At 75.0% G+C, this 18605-nt stretch carries 15 protein-coding genes; 13 read left to right on the forward strand and 2 right to left on the reverse strand.

All coding sequences use genetic code 11. The annotated features are described in order from the left end of the window. The first annotated feature begins 411 nt into the window (after nt 1–411). From lanL to CFP65_RS10670, 9 genes are all read left to right on the forward strand, one after another. On the forward strand, nt 412–3153 hold the full coding sequence (lanL, locus tag CFP65_RS10640) for a class IV lanthionine synthetase LanL (protein ID WP_158702125.1): 2742 nt from the start codon (nt 412–414) through the stop codon (nt 3151–3153). Nucleotides 3154–3201: 48 nt separating this feature from the next. After that, nucleotides 3202–5253 (forward strand): alpha/beta fold hydrolase, encoded by a 2052-nt coding sequence (locus CFP65_RS10645; RefSeq protein ID WP_104815877.1) that lies wholly within the window; start codon nt 3202–3204, stop codon nt 5251–5253. A gap of 158 nt (nt 5254–5411) precedes the next feature. Then, entirely contained in the window at nt 5412–5555 is a 144-nt protein-coding gene (locus CFP65_RS38840; RefSeq protein WP_158702126.1) for a VenA family class IV lanthipeptide, read from the forward strand. 190 nt (nt 5556–5745) lie between these two features. Beyond that, nucleotides 5746–7356 (forward strand): ABC transporter ATP-binding protein, encoded by a 1611-nt coding sequence (locus CFP65_RS10650; RefSeq protein ID WP_158702127.1) that lies wholly within the window; start codon nt 5746–5748, stop codon nt 7354–7356. 53 nt (nt 7357–7409) lie between these two features. Continuing rightward, nucleotides 7410–9158: an ABC transporter ATP-binding protein gene (locus tag CFP65_RS10655; protein WP_104815879.1), complete on the forward strand. Its 1749-nt coding sequence runs from the start codon at nt 7410–7412 to the stop codon at nt 9156–9158. Nucleotides 9159–9290: 132 nt separating this feature from the next. After that, the gene (locus CFP65_RS39685; RefSeq protein WP_168219587.1) at nt 9291–9443 is read left to right on the forward strand and encodes a hypothetical protein; all 153 of its coding nucleotides are present in this window, start codon (nt 9291–9293) and stop codon (nt 9441–9443) included. A gap of 421 nt (nt 9444–9864) precedes the next feature. Then, the gene (locus CFP65_RS10660; RefSeq protein ID WP_158702128.1) at nt 9865–11238 is read left to right on the forward strand and encodes an MFS transporter; all 1374 of its coding nucleotides are present in this window, start codon (nt 9865–9867) and stop codon (nt 11236–11238) included. 97 nt (nt 11239–11335) lie between these two features. Continuing rightward, on the forward strand, nt 11336–11887 hold the full coding sequence (locus CFP65_RS10665) for a flavoprotein (protein WP_104815881.1): 552 nt from the start codon (nt 11336–11338) through the stop codon (nt 11885–11887). 226 nt (nt 11888–12113) lie between these two features. Beyond that, nucleotides 12114–13439 carry a peptide MFS transporter gene (locus CFP65_RS10670; RefSeq protein ID WP_104815882.1) on the forward strand — a complete coding sequence of 442 codons (1326 nt, stop codon included), beginning with the start codon at nt 12114–12116 and terminating at the stop codon, nt 13437–13439. A gap of 92 nt (nt 13440–13531) precedes the next feature. Here CFP65_RS10670 and CFP65_RS10675 read toward each other — a convergent pair whose 3' ends face one another. Further along, complete coding sequence (locus CFP65_RS10675; RefSeq protein ID WP_104815883.1) at nt 13532–14512, reverse strand: YafY family protein; 981 nt, start codon at nt 14510–14512, stop codon at nt 13532–13534. Nucleotides 14513–14623: 111 nt separating this feature from the next. On the opposite strand from CFP65_RS10675, the gene CFP65_RS10680 reads away from it, so the two are divergent. From CFP65_RS10680 to CFP65_RS10690, 3 genes are all read left to right on the forward strand, one after another. Then, entirely contained in the window at nt 14624–15163 is a 540-nt protein-coding gene (locus tag CFP65_RS10680; RefSeq protein ID WP_104815884.1) for a DinB family protein, read from the forward strand. 76 nt (nt 15164–15239) lie between these two features. Continuing rightward, nucleotides 15240–15521 carry a type II toxin-antitoxin system Phd/YefM family antitoxin gene (locus CFP65_RS10685; protein ID WP_254552327.1) on the forward strand — a complete coding sequence of 94 codons (282 nt, stop codon included), beginning with the start codon at nt 15240–15242 and terminating at the stop codon, nt 15519–15521. Between the two features lie 3 nt (nt 15522–15524). After that, on the forward strand, nt 15525–15803 hold the full coding sequence (locus CFP65_RS10690) for a type II toxin-antitoxin system RelE/ParE family toxin (RefSeq protein WP_104815886.1): 279 nt from the start codon (nt 15525–15527) through the stop codon (nt 15801–15803). A gap of 25 nt (nt 15804–15828) precedes the next feature. On the opposite strand, the gene CFP65_RS10695 is transcribed toward CFP65_RS10690, so the two are convergent. Further along, nucleotides 15829–16905, reverse strand: a complete 1077-nt coding sequence (locus CFP65_RS10695; protein ID WP_104815887.1) for a Zn-dependent alcohol dehydrogenase — start codon at nt 16903–16905, stop codon at nt 15829–15831. A gap of 246 nt (nt 16906–17151) precedes the next feature. Here CFP65_RS10695 and CFP65_RS42060 point away from each other — a divergent pair, with 246 nt between their 5' ends. After that, complete coding sequence (locus CFP65_RS42060; RefSeq protein WP_104815888.1) at nt 17152–18504, forward strand: M48 family metallopeptidase; 1353 nt, start codon at nt 17152–17154, stop codon at nt 18502–18504. The last annotated feature ends 101 nt before the right edge of the window (nt 18505–18605 follow it).

Consider the following 18605-nt stretch of genomic DNA (forward strand, 5'->3'; position numbering starts at 1 on the left):
CCGTGGTGTCACAGGCCACACGCACCCGGTGGCGCGCATTCGAAAACGAATCGAGATCACCCTTACGGGTGAAGTGACTCCCGAGGCGTTGAGCCACACCGCCCCCGAAAGTAACTTCAGTGGTGCGAACGAGAGTTGCCTCGACCAGGGGGGTCGGGAAGGGCGCACCGCCAGGCCGCACCGCCCGGTCACCGACCGGGTCCAGACCGGTTCACCGACCGGGTCGCGGCCCCCGGGCCGGCACACACCGCACACCGGTGGAGTGTCCCGTCCGGGTACATCAAGGCAGCGCGGCCGGGGTGGCTCTCGTACTTCCGTAGACCGATTCGAGCCGGGGTTCCCGCCTGCGCGGGTGCCCTCGGCGATCACGACGAAAGGGTGTGGCAGATGAGGGCGGGCACACCGTTTCGCATGGCAGGGGGGCCGGGGTCGGTGGACGACGAGCCGAATGTGGACGGCACGTTGGTGGAGGTCGCCCGGGCGGCCGTGCACGGCGCCGGGAGCCGGGGAGGCGACGGTGGGTGGGAGTTCACCGTCGAGGGCTTCTGGTGCACGGCTCGGCCGCTCGGTACGCGGACGGCGCCGCCCGTCCAGGGGTGGAAGCTGCACGTCAGCGCGGCCGCCGAGGTGGCCGAGCAGGTGCTGGCGGCCGTCGCGGGTGTCCTCGCGGACGACCCGTGCACCTTCAAGTTCGCCGCCGACCGGGAGCGTCTGCACGAGGTCAACTCCCGCAACAGCGAGCGCGGTTCGGCCGGCAAGTACATCACCGCGTACCCCGCCGACGAGGCACAGTTCGGCCGGCTGGCCGAGCGGCTGCACCGGGCCACCGAGGACCTGCCCGGCCCCGGGGTGCTCTCCGACCGGCCGTACGCGCCGGGCAGCCGGGTCTCCTACCGGTACGGCGTCTTCACCGGCCGCGCCGAGCTGGGCAACGACGGTGCCTACCGTTCGATGCTGACCGGCCCGGACGGGCAGCGGGCGGAGGATCTGCGGACGGCGGGCTACCGATGTCCGCCCTGGCTGGTCGACCCCGTCGAGGGGAGGGGGTCGACCGCCGGCACCGCCGCAGCCCAAGATGCTGCCGCAGGTGGGGCCGGGAAGCCGCGCGGGGGCGGGGTGCTGCTCGGCGGGCGGTACGCGCTGACGGCGGCCGTGCGGCACAGCACCAAGGGCGGGATCTTCCTCGGCAAGGCCGTGGACAGCGGCGCCGAGGTGGTGGTCAAGCAGGCCCGCGCCCACATCGAGGTGGACCGCTCCGGCCGCGAGGCGCGCACCGCGCTGCGGCACGAGGCGATGCTGCTCACCCGGCTGGACGGGCAGCGGCTCACCCCCCGTCCGATCGAGCTGATCGAGCAGGACGACAACCTCTTCCTGATCCAGGAGCGGATCCCCGGCCTCCCGCTCGCGAGCTGGGTGGCCGGCCGCCTGCGGCGGGACGGCACCCCGGACGTCGCCTGGGCCGAGGCAGGGCCGATCGCGCTGGCGCTGACCGAACAGCTCCAGCGGGTGCACGCCCAGGGCCTGGTGCTGCGCGACCTGTCACCGACCAATGTGATGGTCCAGCCCGACGGCGAACTCCGTTTCGTCGACCTGGAGTTGGCCGCCACGGCGGGCAGCACCGCCGGTACGGCCGGCACCCCCGGCTACCGGGCGCCCGAGCAGGGGCCCGGCGACACCACCGCCGTGGCCGACCACAGCGCCGACCTCTACGCCCTCGGCGGCCTCTTCTTCCTGCTCGCCACCGGCCATGACCCGCTGCTGCCGGAGGACACCCCGCTGCCGCGCCCGGCCGGCGACCGGATCGGCCGCTGGCTGGAGCTGGCCGCCCGCAACGGCGACACCGCCCGCCGGCTCGCCCCGGTGATCCTCGCGCTGCGCGCCGAGGACCCCGGCCGGCGCTGGAGCCTGGCCCGGGTCAAGGAGGCCCTGACCGGCTGCGCCGCCGCACCCGTCGGCCACCCCGCGCCGGTCACCCCGCTCGCCGACCAGCTGGTCGACCGGGTGATCCGGGACGGCCTGCGGCACCTCGCCGCCACCGCCACCCCCGAGCGCCGGGACCGGCTCTGGCCCACCGTGCCCGCCGGACAGCTCACCGACCCGTGCAACGTGCAGCACGGCGCCGCCGGCGTGCTCGCCGTGCTGGCCCGGGCCGTCGGCACCGGTTCACTGCCCGGCGTGGAGCGTGAACTCGCCCTGGAGACGGCCGCGTTGGCCGCCGACTGGATCGAGCGGCGGTGCGCCGCCGAGCCGACCGCGCTGCCCGGCCTGCACTTCGGCCGCTCCGGCATCGCCTGGGCCCTGCTGGACGCCGCCGAAGCCCTCGGCGACGCACGACTCGCCGCCCGCGCCGTCACCCTGGCCCGGACGGTGCCGTACGTCTGGCCGAATCCGGACGTCTGCCACGGCGCCGCCGGAGCCGGCTTCCTGCAGCTGCGCCTGCACCGCTCCACCGGCGCCGCCGACTACCTGGACCGGGCCGCGGTCTGCGCCGACGGACTGCTCGGCGCCGCCCATGAGGAGCCCTACGGCACCGTCTGGTCCGTCCCCAAGACCTTCGACTCCAGCCTGGCCGGAGTCACCCACCTCGGCTACGGCCACGGCGTGGCGGGCATCGGCGCGTACCTGCTGGCCGCCGGCCGCCCGGAGGCCGCCCTGCGCGCCGCCCGCACCCTGGCCGCGACCGTCAGGACCACCGAGGGCGACAGTACCTGCTGGTGGCCGCAGAGTGCGGGAGACCCGGAGCACATCCGGCTCCAGCACTGGTGCAACGGCTCCTCCGGGGTCGGCAGCTTCCTGATCCGGCTCTGGCAGGCCACCGGCGACCCCGATGCCCGGCGCCTCGCGCTCGGCGCGGGCGAGGCCGTACTGGCCGGCCGCTGGCACAGCGGCACCAGCGCCTGCCACGGCCTGGCCGGCAACGGCGAGTTCCTGCTCGACCTCGCCGAGGCCACCGGGGCCCCCCGGTACCGCACCGGCGCCGAGGAGTTGGCCCGGCTGATCCTGGCTCGGGCCGGGCTGCGCGACGGCCTGCTGGTGCTCCCCGACGAAACCGGCCTCGGACTCGCCCCCGCCTACGGCACCGGCTACTCCGGCGCCCTCGCCTTCCTGCTGCGCCTGCGGCACGGCGGCTCGCGCCTCTGGCTCGACTCCTGATCAGCCGTCAATTCCATTCCCCCGCACAGAGAAAGAGGTGAGCCCGCCATGAGCAGCAGCACCGCCACCCGCACCACCGCGCCCGCCCTGCGCCGGCTGAGCTTCACCTTCGCGCTCGACGGTTCGCACGCCGCCTGCCTGGCCGCCGGCGCCGACGGTGGCTGGTACGTGGAGAGTTGGCGGCTGACCGTGGACGGCTCCGCCGTCCCGACCCCGGTGGAGCTGCCCGGTCAGCGCTCGGAGAGCCTGCGCTCCCAGCTGGTCGCACTGCCAGACGGCCGGGTGCTGGTCTGCCGCCACGACGGCGACCGGCACGACCTCGTCCTGCTCTCCACGGCCGGCACCGAACGCGTGCTCGCCACCCTGCGGATGCCGGGCCTGCGGCTGCTGCCCGTCCCGGCGGTGGACAACGGCACCTCGGGCACCGGTACGTCGTTCGGCACTGGCCTGGGCGGGCCGGTGGCGGTGGCGCTCGGGACGGACACCCGGCCGATGACCACGGTCTGGCTGGTGTACGCCGACGGCTCCGCACCCCGGCAGGTGGCCGAGATACCCGGCCTGCACGGCGGCGGGGTCTGGCTCGACCGGTCCGGGCGGCTGCTCGCGCTGGACCGGGTCGCCGACGGGGTGGTGAAGTCCGTCGTGCTCGACCTCGACCTCGGCCAGGCCACCCCGCTGCTGGAGATCGCCGAGCGGAGCAACGACCGGCTGGTGCTCTTCGACCCGGACACCCGGTTCGCCATGGTGCGCAGCGACGCACCCGGCGAGGACCGGCTCGGCTGGGGCGTGCTCGGCGGCAGCGCGCCGCTGCGCTTCCCCGAAGTGCTGCACGTGCCCGGGGTGTTCCTCCGGCCGATCGCCCTCGCGCCCGGCACTACCTCTGGTGGTGACTCGTGGGGCACGGCCGAGACCTCCGGTACCGGTTCGTCGGCCACGGCCGACGCCTCCGGCACCGGCTCGTGGGCCACAGCCGACTCGGCGGCCGAACTGCCGCGGGTGGTGGCGCAGATCGACCGGGGCGCTGCCTCCGCGCTCGCGCTCTGGACGCCCAGCGGCGGTCGGCTCGACCCGCTGCCGGTGCCGCCCGGGCGGCTCGGCGCCGTCGGCCACTGGTCCACCGCCGGTCTGCGGATGCCCTACTCGGCGCCCGACCACCCCGCCGCGCTGGCCACCCTGGACGTGGACGCGTTGCTGGGTGCGGGAGCGTCGGCCGTCGCGGTCGGCGGGCAGCTCGCGCCGACGGCCCGGTACGACCGGCGGACCCCGCCCGGCTGGCGGCTGGACGGCAGCACCGGACCGGCCGAGGGCAGCCACTGGCACCGGGCCGAGAGCCTCGAACTCACCGGCCCGGCCGGCCCGATCGAGGCCGTGGTCTACGGCGGCGAGGCCTGGCTGAGCGCCCCGCACCTGGTGCTCGCCCTGCACGGCGGGCCGGCCGACGCCTGGCGGTTGGAGTTCGACCCGGCGCTCCAGCGGATGGCCACCGCCGGTCTGGCGGTGCTCGCGCCCAACCAGCGCGGCAGCACCGGCTACGGCGCCGCGCACGCGATGGCCATCCGGGGCGCCTGGGGCGGCCCCGACCTCGCCGACCTGCTGCACCTGCTGGAAGGGCTGGCCGGACAGCGAGCGGCACTCGGGCTCGAACCGCCCGCGCTGTTCGGGGTGAGCTACGGCGCGTTCCTGGCCCTGCTCACCGCAGCCCACGCCCCGGCCGGGCTGGTCAGCCGGTGCGCGGTGGTCGCCCCGTTCCTGTCCGGTGCCCGTCTGCTGGCCGAGGCGGCGCCCCCGGTCCGGGCCCTGACCACCCGCCTCGGCGGCGCCCAGCCGATCGAGGACGCGCTCGGCCCCCGGGACGTGCTCGGGCTGGCGCACCGGCTCACCACGCCGCTGCTGGTGGTGCACGGCGACCGGGACGAGGTGGTGCCGGTCAGCCAATCCCGCGCCCTGCGGCACGAGTTGCTGCGGCAGGGCCGGGTGGAGGGCAGCGACTTCCGCTACGTGGAGGCGGCCGGGGCCGGGCACGAGGTGCTCGCCGAGGAGGGCGCGGCCGTGCTCCACGAACTGCTGGCGGCCTTCCTGGCCACCGGCCGACCGACCTGACCTCCAGGTCACCCACAGATTTCCCCGTCCCGGTGGTGGCACTCACCGGGTCCGGGGAGCCAGACCTGCGGCGGGGAGGAAATCTGCCGCAGCCGCCACTGAGGTGGCACCCGTCGACCGCACCGTGCGGCCGGCGAACGACAAGGGGAGGACCCACCATGCAGAACTTCACCGACTTCGAGACCGACCTCGCCGCGCTCCAGGAGCTGCCGGAGACCGAGTCCGTCGAGCTGACCGGCCAGGGCGGCGGGTGCCAGTACACCTGTCTGATCCTGACCTGCCTGCTCTTCACCATCGCCTAGTCGACAGGTGTCGGATGGCCGTGCCGCCCCTCTCCCGAGGAGGGGCGGCACGGCCGCACTGTACGCAGCACCGGTCAGTTGCACCACCGGGGGCGTGGGGTACTGCGCGACCGGCCATCTACGTACCGTGGTCTCCCGCTTCGCGCAGTACCCCACGCCCCCGGTGGTTCCGTCCGTTGAAAGGAGTGCCGTGCTCGGGTGGCGAGTGGCCCTCGTGCTGAGCGTGCCGGTGGAGGCCGGGGCGACTCTGCTGCTGCCCGGACTGGTCGGCGAGGTGGTGGACGGCGGGCGCGGGGTGTGGGCGCTGGCGGCCGTCCTGCTGCTGGGGGCGGTGACCGGTGCCGTGGCCGCCGCGGCCGGGCCGGCCTGCGGGGCCGAGGTGACGGTGGCGCTGCGCGGTCGGCTGCTGCGGCACGTCCTGGCCTTGGGGCCCGCGCAGCCGTTGGCCCCCGGTGACCTCACCGCCCGACTGGTCGGGGCCGCCGCCGACGCGGGGGGCGGGTTCGCCGCGCGGCTGGGCGCCGTCGCCGCACTGGTCACCTCGGTCGGGGCCGTGATCGGCCTCGGGGTGCTCTCGCCCTGGCTGGCCCTGGCCTTCCTCGGCGGGCTGGTGCCCGGCATCCTGCTGATCCGGCTGTTCCTGAGCCGGGCCGGGGCGGTCTTCCAGCGGTACCAAGAGGTGCAGTCCACCCTCGCGGCCGGGCTCACCCAGGCCCTCGGCGGGCTCCGCAGCATCCACGCCGCCGGCGCCGAACAGCGCGAGACGAGCCGGGTGCTCAGTCCGCTGCCCGAACTCTCCGCCACCGGCCACGCGTTGTGGTCCACCCAGCGCCGTACGGTCTGGCAGGCCACGGCCCTGGTGGCCGTCGTCGAGCTCGCCGTACTGACCACCGCCGGACTCCAGGTCGCCCAAGGGGCGCTGCCCCCGGGTGCGTTGGCGGCGGCGGCCGGCTGGACGGCCCTCGGGGTGGGCTTCTTCGAACAGGTGGAGGCGCTGGCCGGCGTGGCCCACGCCCGGGCCGGGCTGCACCGGGTGACCGAGGTGCTCGACACCCCCGCACCCGCCGTCGGCACCCGTCGACTTCCGGGCGGCAACGGCGAGTTGGTCTTCGAGGAGGTGCTGGTCCGGGACGGCGGACAGGTGCTGCTCGGCCCGCTCAGCCTGACCGTGCCCGGCGGGCGGACGGTGGCCCTGGTCGGGCGGTCCGGGGCCGGCAAGTCGGTGCTCACCAGCCTGGCCGGGCGGCTGCGGGAGCCGGACGAGGGGCGGGTGCTGATCGACGGCGTCCCGGTGGCGGAGCTCGCCACCGCCGAGCTGCGCCGGGCCGTCGGCTACGCCTTCGAGCGGCCCGTGCTGGTCGGGCCGACCCTGGGCGAGGCGCTGGAAGGCGCCGAGGCCCGGCACACCGAGGCGGCCCGGGCCGACGGCTTCCTCGCCCGACTGCCCGCCGGGCGCCGCACCCCGCCGCACGAACTCAGGCTCTCCGGCGGCGAGTTGCAGCGCCTCGGGCTGGCCCGACTGCTCGCCGTCGACCCCCGGGTGATGGTGCTGGACGACGCCACCTCCAGCCTCGACCTCGCCACCGAGCACCAGATCAGCCAGGCCCTGGCCGAGGCCACCGCCGGCCGCACCCGCCTGGTCGTCGCCCACCGCGCCCGCGTCGCCGCCGAGGCCGACCTGGTCGCCTGGCTGGACGGCGGCCGCCTGCGCGCTCTGGCCCCGCACAGCACTCTGCTCGCCGACCCGGCATACCGGGCCACCCTCGCGGGCACCCATCTCGACCAGGAACTCACCCGTTGACCCCGCGCCCCTTCCTCCCCCGACCACCCACCCCGTCTCCAGGAGCCAGCCCCATGAGCAGACTGCGCCACGCCCCGGCCTGGGCCCTGCTGGGCAGCCACCTCGCCACCGTCCGTCCGGCGGCGGTCCGGGTGCTGGCCTGGTCGGGTGTCGAGGCGCTGCCCGCACTGCTCTCCGGGCTGCTGCTCTCGCACGCCGTCGACCAGGGCTTCCTCGCCGGGCGGCCGGGGGTGGGCTGCGCCTGGCTGGCCGGGCTCGGGCTGGCCTACGGGATCCGGGCGCACGCCACCCGGGCCGCCTTCCCGTACGTGGCGGCGGTGGTCGAGCCGCTGCGGGATTCGCTGGTGACCCGGGTGGTGCGCAGCGCCCTGGCCGCGCCGGAGCCGGACCCGTCGGCCGTCGCCCGGATCACCGAACAGGTTGAGTCGGTACGGCAGTTGACCGCCACCCTGCTCCGCACGCTGCGCGGGGTCGGGGTCACCCTGGTCGCCGCCCTGCTGGGCCTGGCGGTGCTGGCACCGGTCGTGCTGCCGCTGGTGCTGCCGCCCCTGCTGATCGGCGGGGTGCTCTTCGCCCGGCTGCTCCGGCCGCTGCTGGCACGGCGGCGCGCGGTGGTGATGGCGGACGAACGGGTGGCCGCCGAGACCACCCGGGCCTTCGAGGGCTTGCGGGACATCACCGCCTGCGGCTCGCAGCAGCGCGTCTGCGCCGCGCTGACGGCGGCCGTCCGGGAGCAGGGCGCCGCCGTCCGGGCGCTGGGCCGGGCCACCGCGCTGCGGACCCTGGCCGTGGCGCTGGCCGGCCGGGCGCCGGTGCTGGCCGTGGCGCTGGCCTCGCCTTGGCTGGTGGGCGACCGCTGGTTGACCACCGGGCAGGTGCTGGGCGTGGCCGCCTACCTGCTCCAGCAACTGGAGCCCGCGGTAAGGACCTTGGCGGGCATGCTGGGCGGCTGGGTGCTCGAACTGGCCGTCACCCTGGACCGCCTGGCCACCCTGCCCGTTCCCGCCCCGACCGCCGGGCCCGTGGTCGACGCCGTCACCCCGCCGCTGGTGGGCGTACGGGTGCGCGGGCTCGGCCACGCCTACGGGCCGACTGCGCAGCCCGTACTGGACGGGTTCGACCTGGTGCTGAACCCGGGTGACCACCTCGCGGTGGTCGGCCCCAGCGGCACCGGCAAGTCCACCCTCGCCGCCCTGCTGGCCGGGCTGCTGGTGCCGCTGCGCGGGGAGGTGCTGATCGGCGGGGTGCGGCCGCACGAGGTGACCGGGCCGGAGCGGGCACGGCTGCTGGCCCTGATGCCGCAGGAGGCGTACCTGTTCGACGGCACGGTGGCCGAGAATCTCTGCTGGCTCGCCCCCGACACCCCGCCGCACCGGCTCGCCGAGGCGGTCGGCCTGCTCGGCGCGGCCGAACTCGTGGACCGGCTGGGCGGGTTGGACGGAATGGTGGGCGAGGGGTTGTCGGCCGGGGAGCGGCAGCTGCTGGCCCTGGTCCGCACCTATCTCTCCCCCGCGCCGCTGGTGGTGCTGGACGAGGCCACCTCGCACCTGGACGCGGCGGCCGAGGCTCGGGTGGAGACGGCCTTCGCCGCACGCCCCGGCATCCTGGTGGTGATCGCCCACCGGCTCGGCTCCGCGCTGCGCGCCGACCGGGTGCTGCTGCTCGACGCCGGACGCGGCGTCACCGCCCGGCACGGCGACCTCCAGGTGATCTCGCCGCTCTACCGCGAGCTGGTCGGCCACTGGCGCGGGCAGGCTGCCGTGCCCTCCCGGCTCGCCGCCCGGGACGGCACGGCAGCCTGAGCGCGTGAGCCCGGCAGCCCCCCGGCTCCGGCACCGGGCCGCACGTCCGGCCGGGGGATCACCTCAGCGGGCGACCGAGCCGGGCCGCTATGGTGGCCCAGTACCACGACCCCTGCACGGAGAAGAACCACGATGTCCGAGACCCTCACCGACACCCCCGAGCACGAGACCACGGCTCCCGGCGCCGACGAGACCACGTCGGACGCCGCGCACGGCCGCCACCGCGGCTCCACCGCCGCCGACGACACGGCCGACGCCGACCCGCACGGCCGCCACCGCCGGTAACTCCGGGCCACCCGGCGGCTCCGCACCGCCGGGCCACCCGGTCGGCCCCTGCCGACAGCCGACAGCCGCCCGCCGACGCCCTACGAGCGGAACGGGAGCGCCGCAGCCGCCCTGCTGCGTACACAGAGGATGCCCTCCCCCGTACCCGGGTACGGCCGGCACCCCGCACGGGCCGCCGGCCCCACCCGCCTCAAGTCGGCCGCACCGAAAGCCGTTTCGGAAGCCGTTTCGGACAGAGTACCCACTGTGCAACCCCGGTACTGCTGTTCGGCTGACCGTTTGGCCCGATCGGCCTCATCTTTCGATCCTCCCAGGCGATTTGCGCGAACCGATGACGCGCGGAGCGGTTCTCCAGGCGCCGGGGGCGCCACCGCAGACACCTGCCCCGGGCCTCCCTCAGGAGAGACCCCAGGAGCGAGACATGAGACATCCGTCCGTCGTGACCGACGCCGCCCCCGCCGTCCCCCGACCGGTGGAGCGGCAGCCCTCCACCACCGGCGCGCGGGTGCCGGCCAGCCGGAGCCACGCCACGGTGCCGCCCGAGCAGACCGCGCGGGGGCTCCGGTTCAGGTCCGTCCGGGCTCTCCACGGTGCCCGGACGGCGTGGGCACTGGGCGCGCTCGCCTACGCGGTGGCACAGCTCAACCGCACCTCGCTGGCCGTAGCGGCCCCGCTCGCCCAACAGCGCTTCCACCTCGGCGCCACCGGGCTCGGGGTACTGACCGCCCTCCAACTGCTCTGCTACGCCTGCGCGCAGTTGCCCGCCGGGCTGGTCGCCGACCGCTACGGCCCCCGCGCCGCCCTGACCGGGGCACTCCTGTGCATGGGAGCGGGGCAGGCCGTGCTCGCCTTCGTGCCCGGCTTCACGCCGGCGATGGTGTCACGCGTCCTGGTCGGGGCCGGTGACGGCTTCGTCTACCTGGCCACGCTCCGGCTCTGCGCGTCATGGTTCCCGCAGAATCGATTCGCTGCCGTCAACAACCTGACCGGCGCGATCGGAGCGATCGGCCAACTGTGCGCGGCACTGCCGTTGGCCCAGGCGCTGCACCTGCTCGGGTGGCAGGTGTCCTTCGGGGCCGTCTCGACCGCCAGCGCCCTGCTCGCACTGGTCGTCGCGCTCCTGCTGCGGGACCGGCCCCGGTCCGCCCCGGTCCCGGCGCCGGCCCCGGTCGGCGCCGCAGTCCTCGGCGCCGCCCTGCGCAGCCGAGGTGTGCACCTGGCCGTGGCCGCCCACCTGGCGCTGATGGGACCGTTCGTCGTGTTCAACGCGCTCTGGGGCTACACCTTCCTGACCCAGTGCCACGGGCTCGCGCCGACCACCGCGCAGCTGCTTCTGACGGCGGGCGTGGGCGTCACGGCGAGCGTGTCCTGGATCACCGGCCGGGCGGCGGCCCGGGCGCCGGAGATCAGGGTGCCGCTGGTGATCGGAGTCACCGGCGCCCATCTGGCGGGGTGGCTGCTGCTGTGGACCGGCGGCCCGGTCTCCACGGTGGCCCTCTTCCTGCTGCCGCTGCTGGTCGGGGGCAGCGGAGGGGTCGCGCTGCTCTCGTTCTCCTTCGCCAAGGAGGACTGCCCGCCGCAGTCGGCGGCGACCTACTGCGGGGTGGTCAACGTGATCGGCTTCGCCACGGCCCTGCTCTCGGCCCTGGCCGTGGGCGTCCTGCGCGACCACCTGCCCGGCAGCCCCCAGACCGCGCTGGGTTGGGCCGTGCTGCCGATCCCGGCCCTCGCCCTGGCCGGGCTGCTGGCCCTGCTGCGACTCCGGCGGCCCGCACTGCGCCGGCCACGCGGCTAGCGTCGGCGGCCGGGCGGCCGGGTAGTCGGGTGGCCGGGTAGCGTCGGGGCCGTCCGAAGGACGAGAGTCCGCCGCACCGCCAGTTGGGAGCCCGGGTGTGACCGAGCGCCGCGCACCGTTCCTCTACGTCCTCGTCTGCGCCTCCGGGATCGCGCCCCGGGTCAGCGAGTTGATCGCCGCCGCCCAGGCCGAGGGGTGGCGGGTCGGGGTGGTCGCCACCCCCACCGCGCTCGGGTTCATCGACCCGGCGGCGATCGAGGCGCAGACCGGCTACCCGATCCGTTCGGCCTGGCGCACCCCCGGCGAGCCCAAGCCGCTGCCCCCGGCCGACGCGATCGCGGTCGCGCCCGCCACCTTCAACACCGTCAACAAGTGGGCCGCCGGCATCTCCGACACCCTGGCCCTCGGCATTCTCTGCGAGGCGTACGGCCTCGGCACCCCGGTCGCCGTCCAGCCCTACCTCAACGCGGCCCAGGCCGCCCACCCCGCGTACGCCCGCAGCCTGGCCGGGCTCCGGGAGATGGGCGTCCTGGTGGACGAACAGGAGCCGTTCGGCCCGGGCACCGACCCCGCCGCATACCGCTGGACCGGCGTGCTCGACCTGCTCCGACCGGTGCTGACCGGGACGGCCCCGGAGGCCGGGCTCTAGGGCCTTCGTCCCGTGGCGGTCACGACTTTGGCCTCTGCCCGGGGCCTGTGCTTTCGACGAACGTGGTGGGGTCGAGAGCTGTCATGAGAGATTCGGAGACCGAGCCATGTCCACCACCACCCAGCCCAGGGTGGAGGTGATCGCAGAGAACCGTGCCCCCAAGGGGCTGCTGCCGCTCTGTCTGAGCGAGGCGGCAGAGCGGTTCTCCTAGCGGTCCTTCTACGGAATGCGGGCCGTGCTCGCGCTCTTCCTCGTGGACACCGCCCACGGGTTGGGGATGTCGACCGCCACCGCGACGGCCCTGGTCGGGGCCTACCTCTCGGCCTGCTACTTCACCGCGTTGCCCGGCGGCTGGGTGGCCGACCGGCTGCTCGGGGCCCGGCGGGCCGCGCTGTTGGGTGGGGTGGTGATCCTGCTCGGGCACGTCTCGCTCGCGCTCGACCTCGGTGCGGGCACGGTCTACACCGGCCTGGTGCTGGTGGCGCTCGGCACCGGGCTGCAGAAGCCCAACATGACGGCGCTGGTCGGCAAGGTCTACGCGGCCCGGTCGGACCGTGAACGGGACTCCGCCTACAGCAAGTTCTACGCGAGCGTGAACCTGGGCGGGCTGCTGGCCACCCTGCTGGTCGGCTGGCTCGGGGTGCGCTTCGGCTGGGCGATCGCCTTCGGTTCGGCCGCCGTCGGGATGGCGCTCAGCCTGGTCGTCTTCGTGCTCTCCGACGGGCTGCGCGAGACCCCGGACGCTCCGGAGCGTCCGCTCACCCCGGCCGAGGGCCGCCGGATCCTCCGCCGGGTGGGTCAAGTGGCCGCCGCCGTGGTGCTCCTGGGCCTGATCACCCGGGCCACCGGCACGCTGACCCTGCCGCACTTCCTGACCGCCTTCGCGGTGCTGGCCGTGCTGGTGCCGATCGGCTACTTCCGCAAGCTGCTGCGCCGTCCGGACCTGGACGAGCGCGGGCGGGCCGGGGTGCGCGCGTACGTCTGGCTGTTCGGCGCGGCCGTGGTGTTCTTCTGCATCTTCGACCTGGCCGCCTCCAACGTGCAGCTGTTCGCGGCCGACCACGTGGACATGATGGGCATCCCGGTGACCTGGCAGTCCGCGATGAACCCGATCATGACGGTCTCCTTCGCCGGGGTGCTGGCGTACGTCTGGCGGCGGGTGAGCGTCTCCTCGCCGGCCAAGTTCTCCACCGGCCTGGTGCTCTGCGGGCTCTCCTTCCTGCTGCTGGCGCTGGCCGCCACCCAGGCCACCGGCGACACCCGGATCTCGCTGCTCTGGCTGGTCGGCCTCTACCTGCTGCAGAGTTTCGGCGAGCTCTTCCTCGGCCCCACCGGCCTGTCCATCAGCCACAAGCTCGCGCCGCCCGGCATGGGTTCGCAGCTGGCCGGCCTGTTCTTCCTGGCCGCCTCCACCGGCGACGCGATCGGCAGCCAACTGGCCACCCACCTCACCGGCGCCGCGCTCTACCTGACCCTCGGCGGCCTGGCCACCGTCGTCGGCCTGGTGCTGGCCGCCGCCACCCCGCGACTGCGCCTGCTCACCGGCGAGTAGCCACCCGCCGAGCGAGGCCACCGGGGCCGCCGGGGCCACCTCGGCCGACCGCCACACCCGACCGCCACACCCGACCGCCACAGCCGACCGGCTCAGCCAGCGGCCTCGGCGGCGGCGGTGAAGCGCCGGCCCCAGTCGGCCATCCTGGCCACCAGCTCGGGTGGGCCCGAGAGCCGGAACTCGGCGTCCAGGACGCCCAAGGCGAGCAGCGCCCAGTCCAGCGAGTCGGCGGTGAGGTCGACCCGGCAGTGGGTGGCGTCCACCGGTTCGACGGTGCACCAGCGGCCGATCCGCTCGCGGACCTGCTCGGCGGGGGCGTCCACCCGGACCTCGACCCGGTGCGGGCGGGGGCGGTTGGCCAGCCCGGCGCGGACGAACTCGGCGGCGTCCGCGGCGGGGAGTTCGCGCGGGCGGAACCGGAGCCCGGTGGTCTGCGGCGCGCTGAGCCGGTCGAGCCGGAAGGTGCGCCAGTCGTGCCGGCCGAGGTCGTACGCGACCAGGTACCAGCGCCGCTCCAGGCAGACCAGCCGCAGCGGCTCGACCTGCCGCTCGGTGCGCCGGTCGTCGGCGGCGGTGTAGCCGAAGCGCAGCTGCTCGCCGTCCCGGCAGGCCAGCGCCACCACCGTCAGCTCCACCGGATCGACCCGGGCCCGGTCCGCCCCGCCGCCCGGGCCCTCCCATCCGGCGGGCACCGTCATCGCCCGCAGCGCCTCCACCCGCCGCCGCAGCCGGGCCGGCATCACCTGCACCACCTTGGCCAGCACCCGCACCGAGGCCTCGGCGATCCCCTCCACCGCGCCCTCAGCGGCCGTCTGCAGGCCGACCGCCAGCGCCACCGCCTCCTCGTCGTCGATCACCAGCGGCGGCAGCGCGGCCCCGGCCGCCAACTGGTACCCGCCCTCGGCCCCGCGCTGCGCCTCGACCGGGTAACCCAACTCACGCAGCCGGTCCACATCCCGGCGCAGCGTGCGGACGGAGACGCCGAGGCGGTCCGCCAACTCCTCGCCGGGCCAGTGCCGGTGGGTCTGGAGCAGGGAGAGCAGCCGCAGGGTCCTGGTGCTGGTGTTCGCCATGACTCCGATTCTGCCCGGGATTCAGGACAGAAACTGACCGCTGTGCTCCGTAATGTCTTTCTCAGCAGCCGATCCACCGGACGCACCCACCACCGAACGAAGGCGGACACCATGACCGAGACCCTCACCTCCAAGGCCACCGTCACCGGCGAGCGCGCCGACCTGCTGGTGGCTCTGGCCAAGCAGCGCACCTTCCTGCGGCTCACCACCAAGGACCTCACCGACGAGCAGGCCCGGCTGCGCACCACGGTCAGCGAGCTCTGCCTGGGCGGGCTGGTCAAGCACGTCGCCCGGGTCGAGAAGCTCTGGGCCGAGTTCATCCTGGTCGGCCCGTCGGCGATGCCCGACTTCACCACCTGGACGGAGGAGGACCTCGCCCGCCGGGCCGAGGAGTTCCGCCTTCTGCCCGGCGAGACGCTCGCCGGGGTGCTCGCCGAGTACGAGGAAATCGCCCGCCGCACCGACGAGTTGGTCACCACCCTGCCGAGCCTGGACGCCACCCAGCCACTGCCCGTCGCCCCCTGGTTCGAGGCGGGCGCCGCATGGTCCGCCCGCCGGGTGCTGATGCACATCGTCGCCGAGACCGCCCAGCACGCGGGCCACGCGGACATCCTCCGCGAGGCCCTGGACGGCACCAAGAGCATGGGCTGAGCAGAGGGCACCACGGCGCCTGGCAGGCATCGAGCGATCCACTCCGCAACAGATGTACACCTGATACATTTGCTACATGAGTGAGCCTGTGATCGCTTCGATGGCCGAGGTCCGCAGCCATCTCGCCGACGTCCTCGACCGGGCCCGCCGCGAGGACACCCCGACGATCATCACGCGGCGCGGCAAGCAGGAAGCCGTCGTGATCGACATTCGCGAGTACCAGCGCCTGAGCCTGCTGGCGGAGCAGGCCGAGGAGGACTGGCTCAACAGGCTTGCGGACGAAGCCGAGTCCGAAGGCTCCGAGGGCTCGGTCTCCCTGGAGGAGATGGCCGCCATCCTCCGCGCGCAGGGCACCTGACCCATGGGCTACGCGACCCGCTTCACCCCGCACGCCCAGCGCGACCTCCTCAAGATCCCCCGCCCGGACGCCCTACGCATCCTGCGCCACCTCGCCGAGCTGCAGCAGGGATTGAGCAGCGGCGATACGACGCACCTCGACATCAAGACGCTCCAAGGCCACAGTGCGCGCTGGCGCCTCAGGGTCGGGGACTACCGAGTCGTCTACACCGTCGAGAACGGTCAACTCCTGGTGTGGGTACTGGCGGTCGGCAACAGGCGGGACGTCTACCGACAGCTGTGACCGCCCCCACCACCCGCAGCCGAGCTCAGTCGAGGGTGAGCACGGTGCGCAGGGCCTCGCCGCTGCGCATCTGGGCGATCGCCTCGTTGACCTCGGCGAGCGGGAGGCGGTGACTGATCATCCCGGCCAGGTCGAGCCGGCCGGCCCGCCAGAGGTCGATGGCGAGGGCGGCGGTGCGGCGGACGTCGCCGCCGCCGTAGAAGGAGGGCAGGATGCGCTTCTCGTTGAAGAACAACTCGCCCATGCTGAAGGAGACTTGGTCTTCCCGGGCACCGGCGCCGATCACCACCACGGCGCCGCCCCGGCGGGCCGCGTCGTAGCCGGCCCGGACGGTCGCGGAGCGGCCGACGGCCTCGAAGACGTAGTCGTAGCCGCCCGCCGACTGGCTCTTGGCCGCGCTCTTGAGCTCCTCGGGGGCGATCGCCTCGGTGGCGCCGAAGGCCAGCGCCCGCTCCCGCCGGGAGGCGACCGGGTCGACCACGGTGATCCGGCCCGCACCGCAGATCCGGGCGCCCTGGACGGCGGCGATGCCCACCCCGCCCGCGCCGATCACCGCGACGGCGGAGCCCGGCTCGACCCGGGCCGTGGTGACGGCGGCACCGAGCCCCGTGGTGACCCCGCAGCCGATCAACGCGGCCTGGTCGTAGGGGAGTTCGGCAGGCACCGGGATCACGCTGTCGGCCGTGACCACCACCTCCTCGGCGAAGGTACCGGTGCCGTAGAAGCCCGAGGCCGTCCGCCCGTCGAAGGCGAAGCCCGGCGCACCGAGCCGCCGCAGGCTGGCCACGCAGAGGTGGCTGTCGCCCCGGCGGCAGAGCGCGCAGCCGCCGCAGGGCGGCATCCAGCAGAGCACCACCCGGTCACCCACCGCGACCCCGGTCACCCCCTCGCCGACCTCGACCACGTCGCCCGCCCCCTCATGCCCCGGCACGAACGGCGCGGGCTGGGGCAGCACCCCGCTCATCGCCGAGAGGTCGGAGTGGCAGAGACTGGTGGCCCGCAGCCGCACCCGGACCCGCCCGGGCCCGAAGCCCACCGTCTCGACGTCCTCCCGGACCTCCAGCTTCTCCTGGCCGGTCTCGTACAGGATCGCTGCGCGCATGGTCACTCCCGGGTCCACTGGAACAGGTGCAGAACAGGTGTAGAACACGTTTCAGAAAGCCGACCATACCCACCGGACCACCCGCCGCGCCATGCCCCCTCGCGCAAGCGGGCGACGCCCGGCGTGGGCCCTCCTCCCCCGCCCGGAACGGGCGGAACCACCACCACGCCGGGCATTCGCCGCACTGCTCCGCAAACCCCGCCCGGCCCTTCACCGGACGGGCAGGGTCTGGCAGGATCCCCGCCCGTGCCCGATCCCGTGCTCCACGACGCCCGCCCCTGCCCCGAGTGTGCCGAGGCCCTCCCCGACTCCGGCCACCACACCTCCTGGTGCCCCGCCTGCGAGTGGAACCTCTCCCCCGCCGCCGCCCAGCCCTACCGCCCGCCGCGCGAACAGCGCCGCCAGGCCCGCGCCGAGCGCAAGGAGCAGTCCCGCCGCACGGCCGTCCGCAGCCGAGTCGAGAAGCTGTACGGGGCCTTGGCCACCGATCCCGGCGCCCGCGGCGGCGGCGCGGCCTTCGGCACCCTCCTGCTCGCCACACTGGTGCACCTGAGCACGCTGAGCCTGTTCGCCGGTTCCCTCACCGCGCTGGCACTGGGCCCCTTGCCGCTGCGGGTGCTCGGCCTGATCGGGGCCGCCCTGGTCACCATCGCGCTGCGCCCGCGCCTCGGGCGACTGGTGAAGGACAACTCCCTGCTCTCCCGGGCGGACGCCCCCGCGCTGCACGGCCTGGCCGACCGGGTGGCCGCCGCGCTGGGCACCCGACCGGTGCACGCGATCCGGGTCACCGGTGCGTTCAACGCGAGCTACGGCCGGGTCGGCCTGCGCCGCCGGTCGGTGCTCAGCATCGGTCTGCCGCTCTGGCACGTGCTCACCCCGCAGCAGCGGGTCGCACTGCTCGCGCACGAGCTCGGCCATGCCGTGAACGGCGACGCCCGCCGCGGCCTCTGGCTCGGCGCCGCGCTCGACACCCTGGGCGCCTGGATCGGCCTGCTGCGGCCCGACCACAGCCGGGCCCGCCGGTTCGGCCGTCGGCGGGCCTGGGGCCCCGAACAGGGCATCGCCCACATCGCCGAGCTGGCCACCAAGCTGATCTTCGGCCTGTTCGCCGAACTGGCCCGGCTGGTGCTCGCCCTGCTGGACCGCCTCACCACCCGCTCCGGCCAGGCCGCCGAGTACCGCGCGGACGCCTCGGCGGCCACCACCGCCTCCACCGAGGCCGCGCTCGGCATGCTGGAGACGCTGCTGCTGGACACCAGCGCCCGCACGGTGATCACCCGCTTCCGGAACACCCCCGCCAAGGCCCACCGGGCCGGCACCCACCCCCAGCAGCAGAGCGCCGACCTCTGGACGGCCCTCGCCGACCAGCTGGCCGCCGTACCGCCACTGGAGCGCGAGCGGCTGCTCCGGGTCTCGGCCCGCGAGCTCGGCGCGGTAGATGTCAGCCACCCGCCGACCTACCTGCGGATGCGGATGCTGGCCCTGCGCCCGGTCGCGGCGGCGGAGGCCACCGTGGTGCTCGGCACCGCCGAGAGCGCCCGGGTCGAGGAGGAACTCGCCCCGGCCCGCCGCCGCTTCGCGAACAGCGTGGCCGGCTGAGCGACCGCACCACGGCCGTCGAGCGGTACCGGTCGGCACCGCGCCGAGCGGCCCGCGCTACCGTCCAGTAGGGTCCTGGGCAGCCGGGCCCACCGGCGCCG

It is taken from the genome of Kitasatospora sp. MMS16-BH015, assembly GCF_002943525.1.
In the GTDB taxonomy this organism is placed as follows: Bacteria; Actinomycetota; Actinomycetes; order Streptomycetales; family Streptomycetaceae; genus Kitasatospora.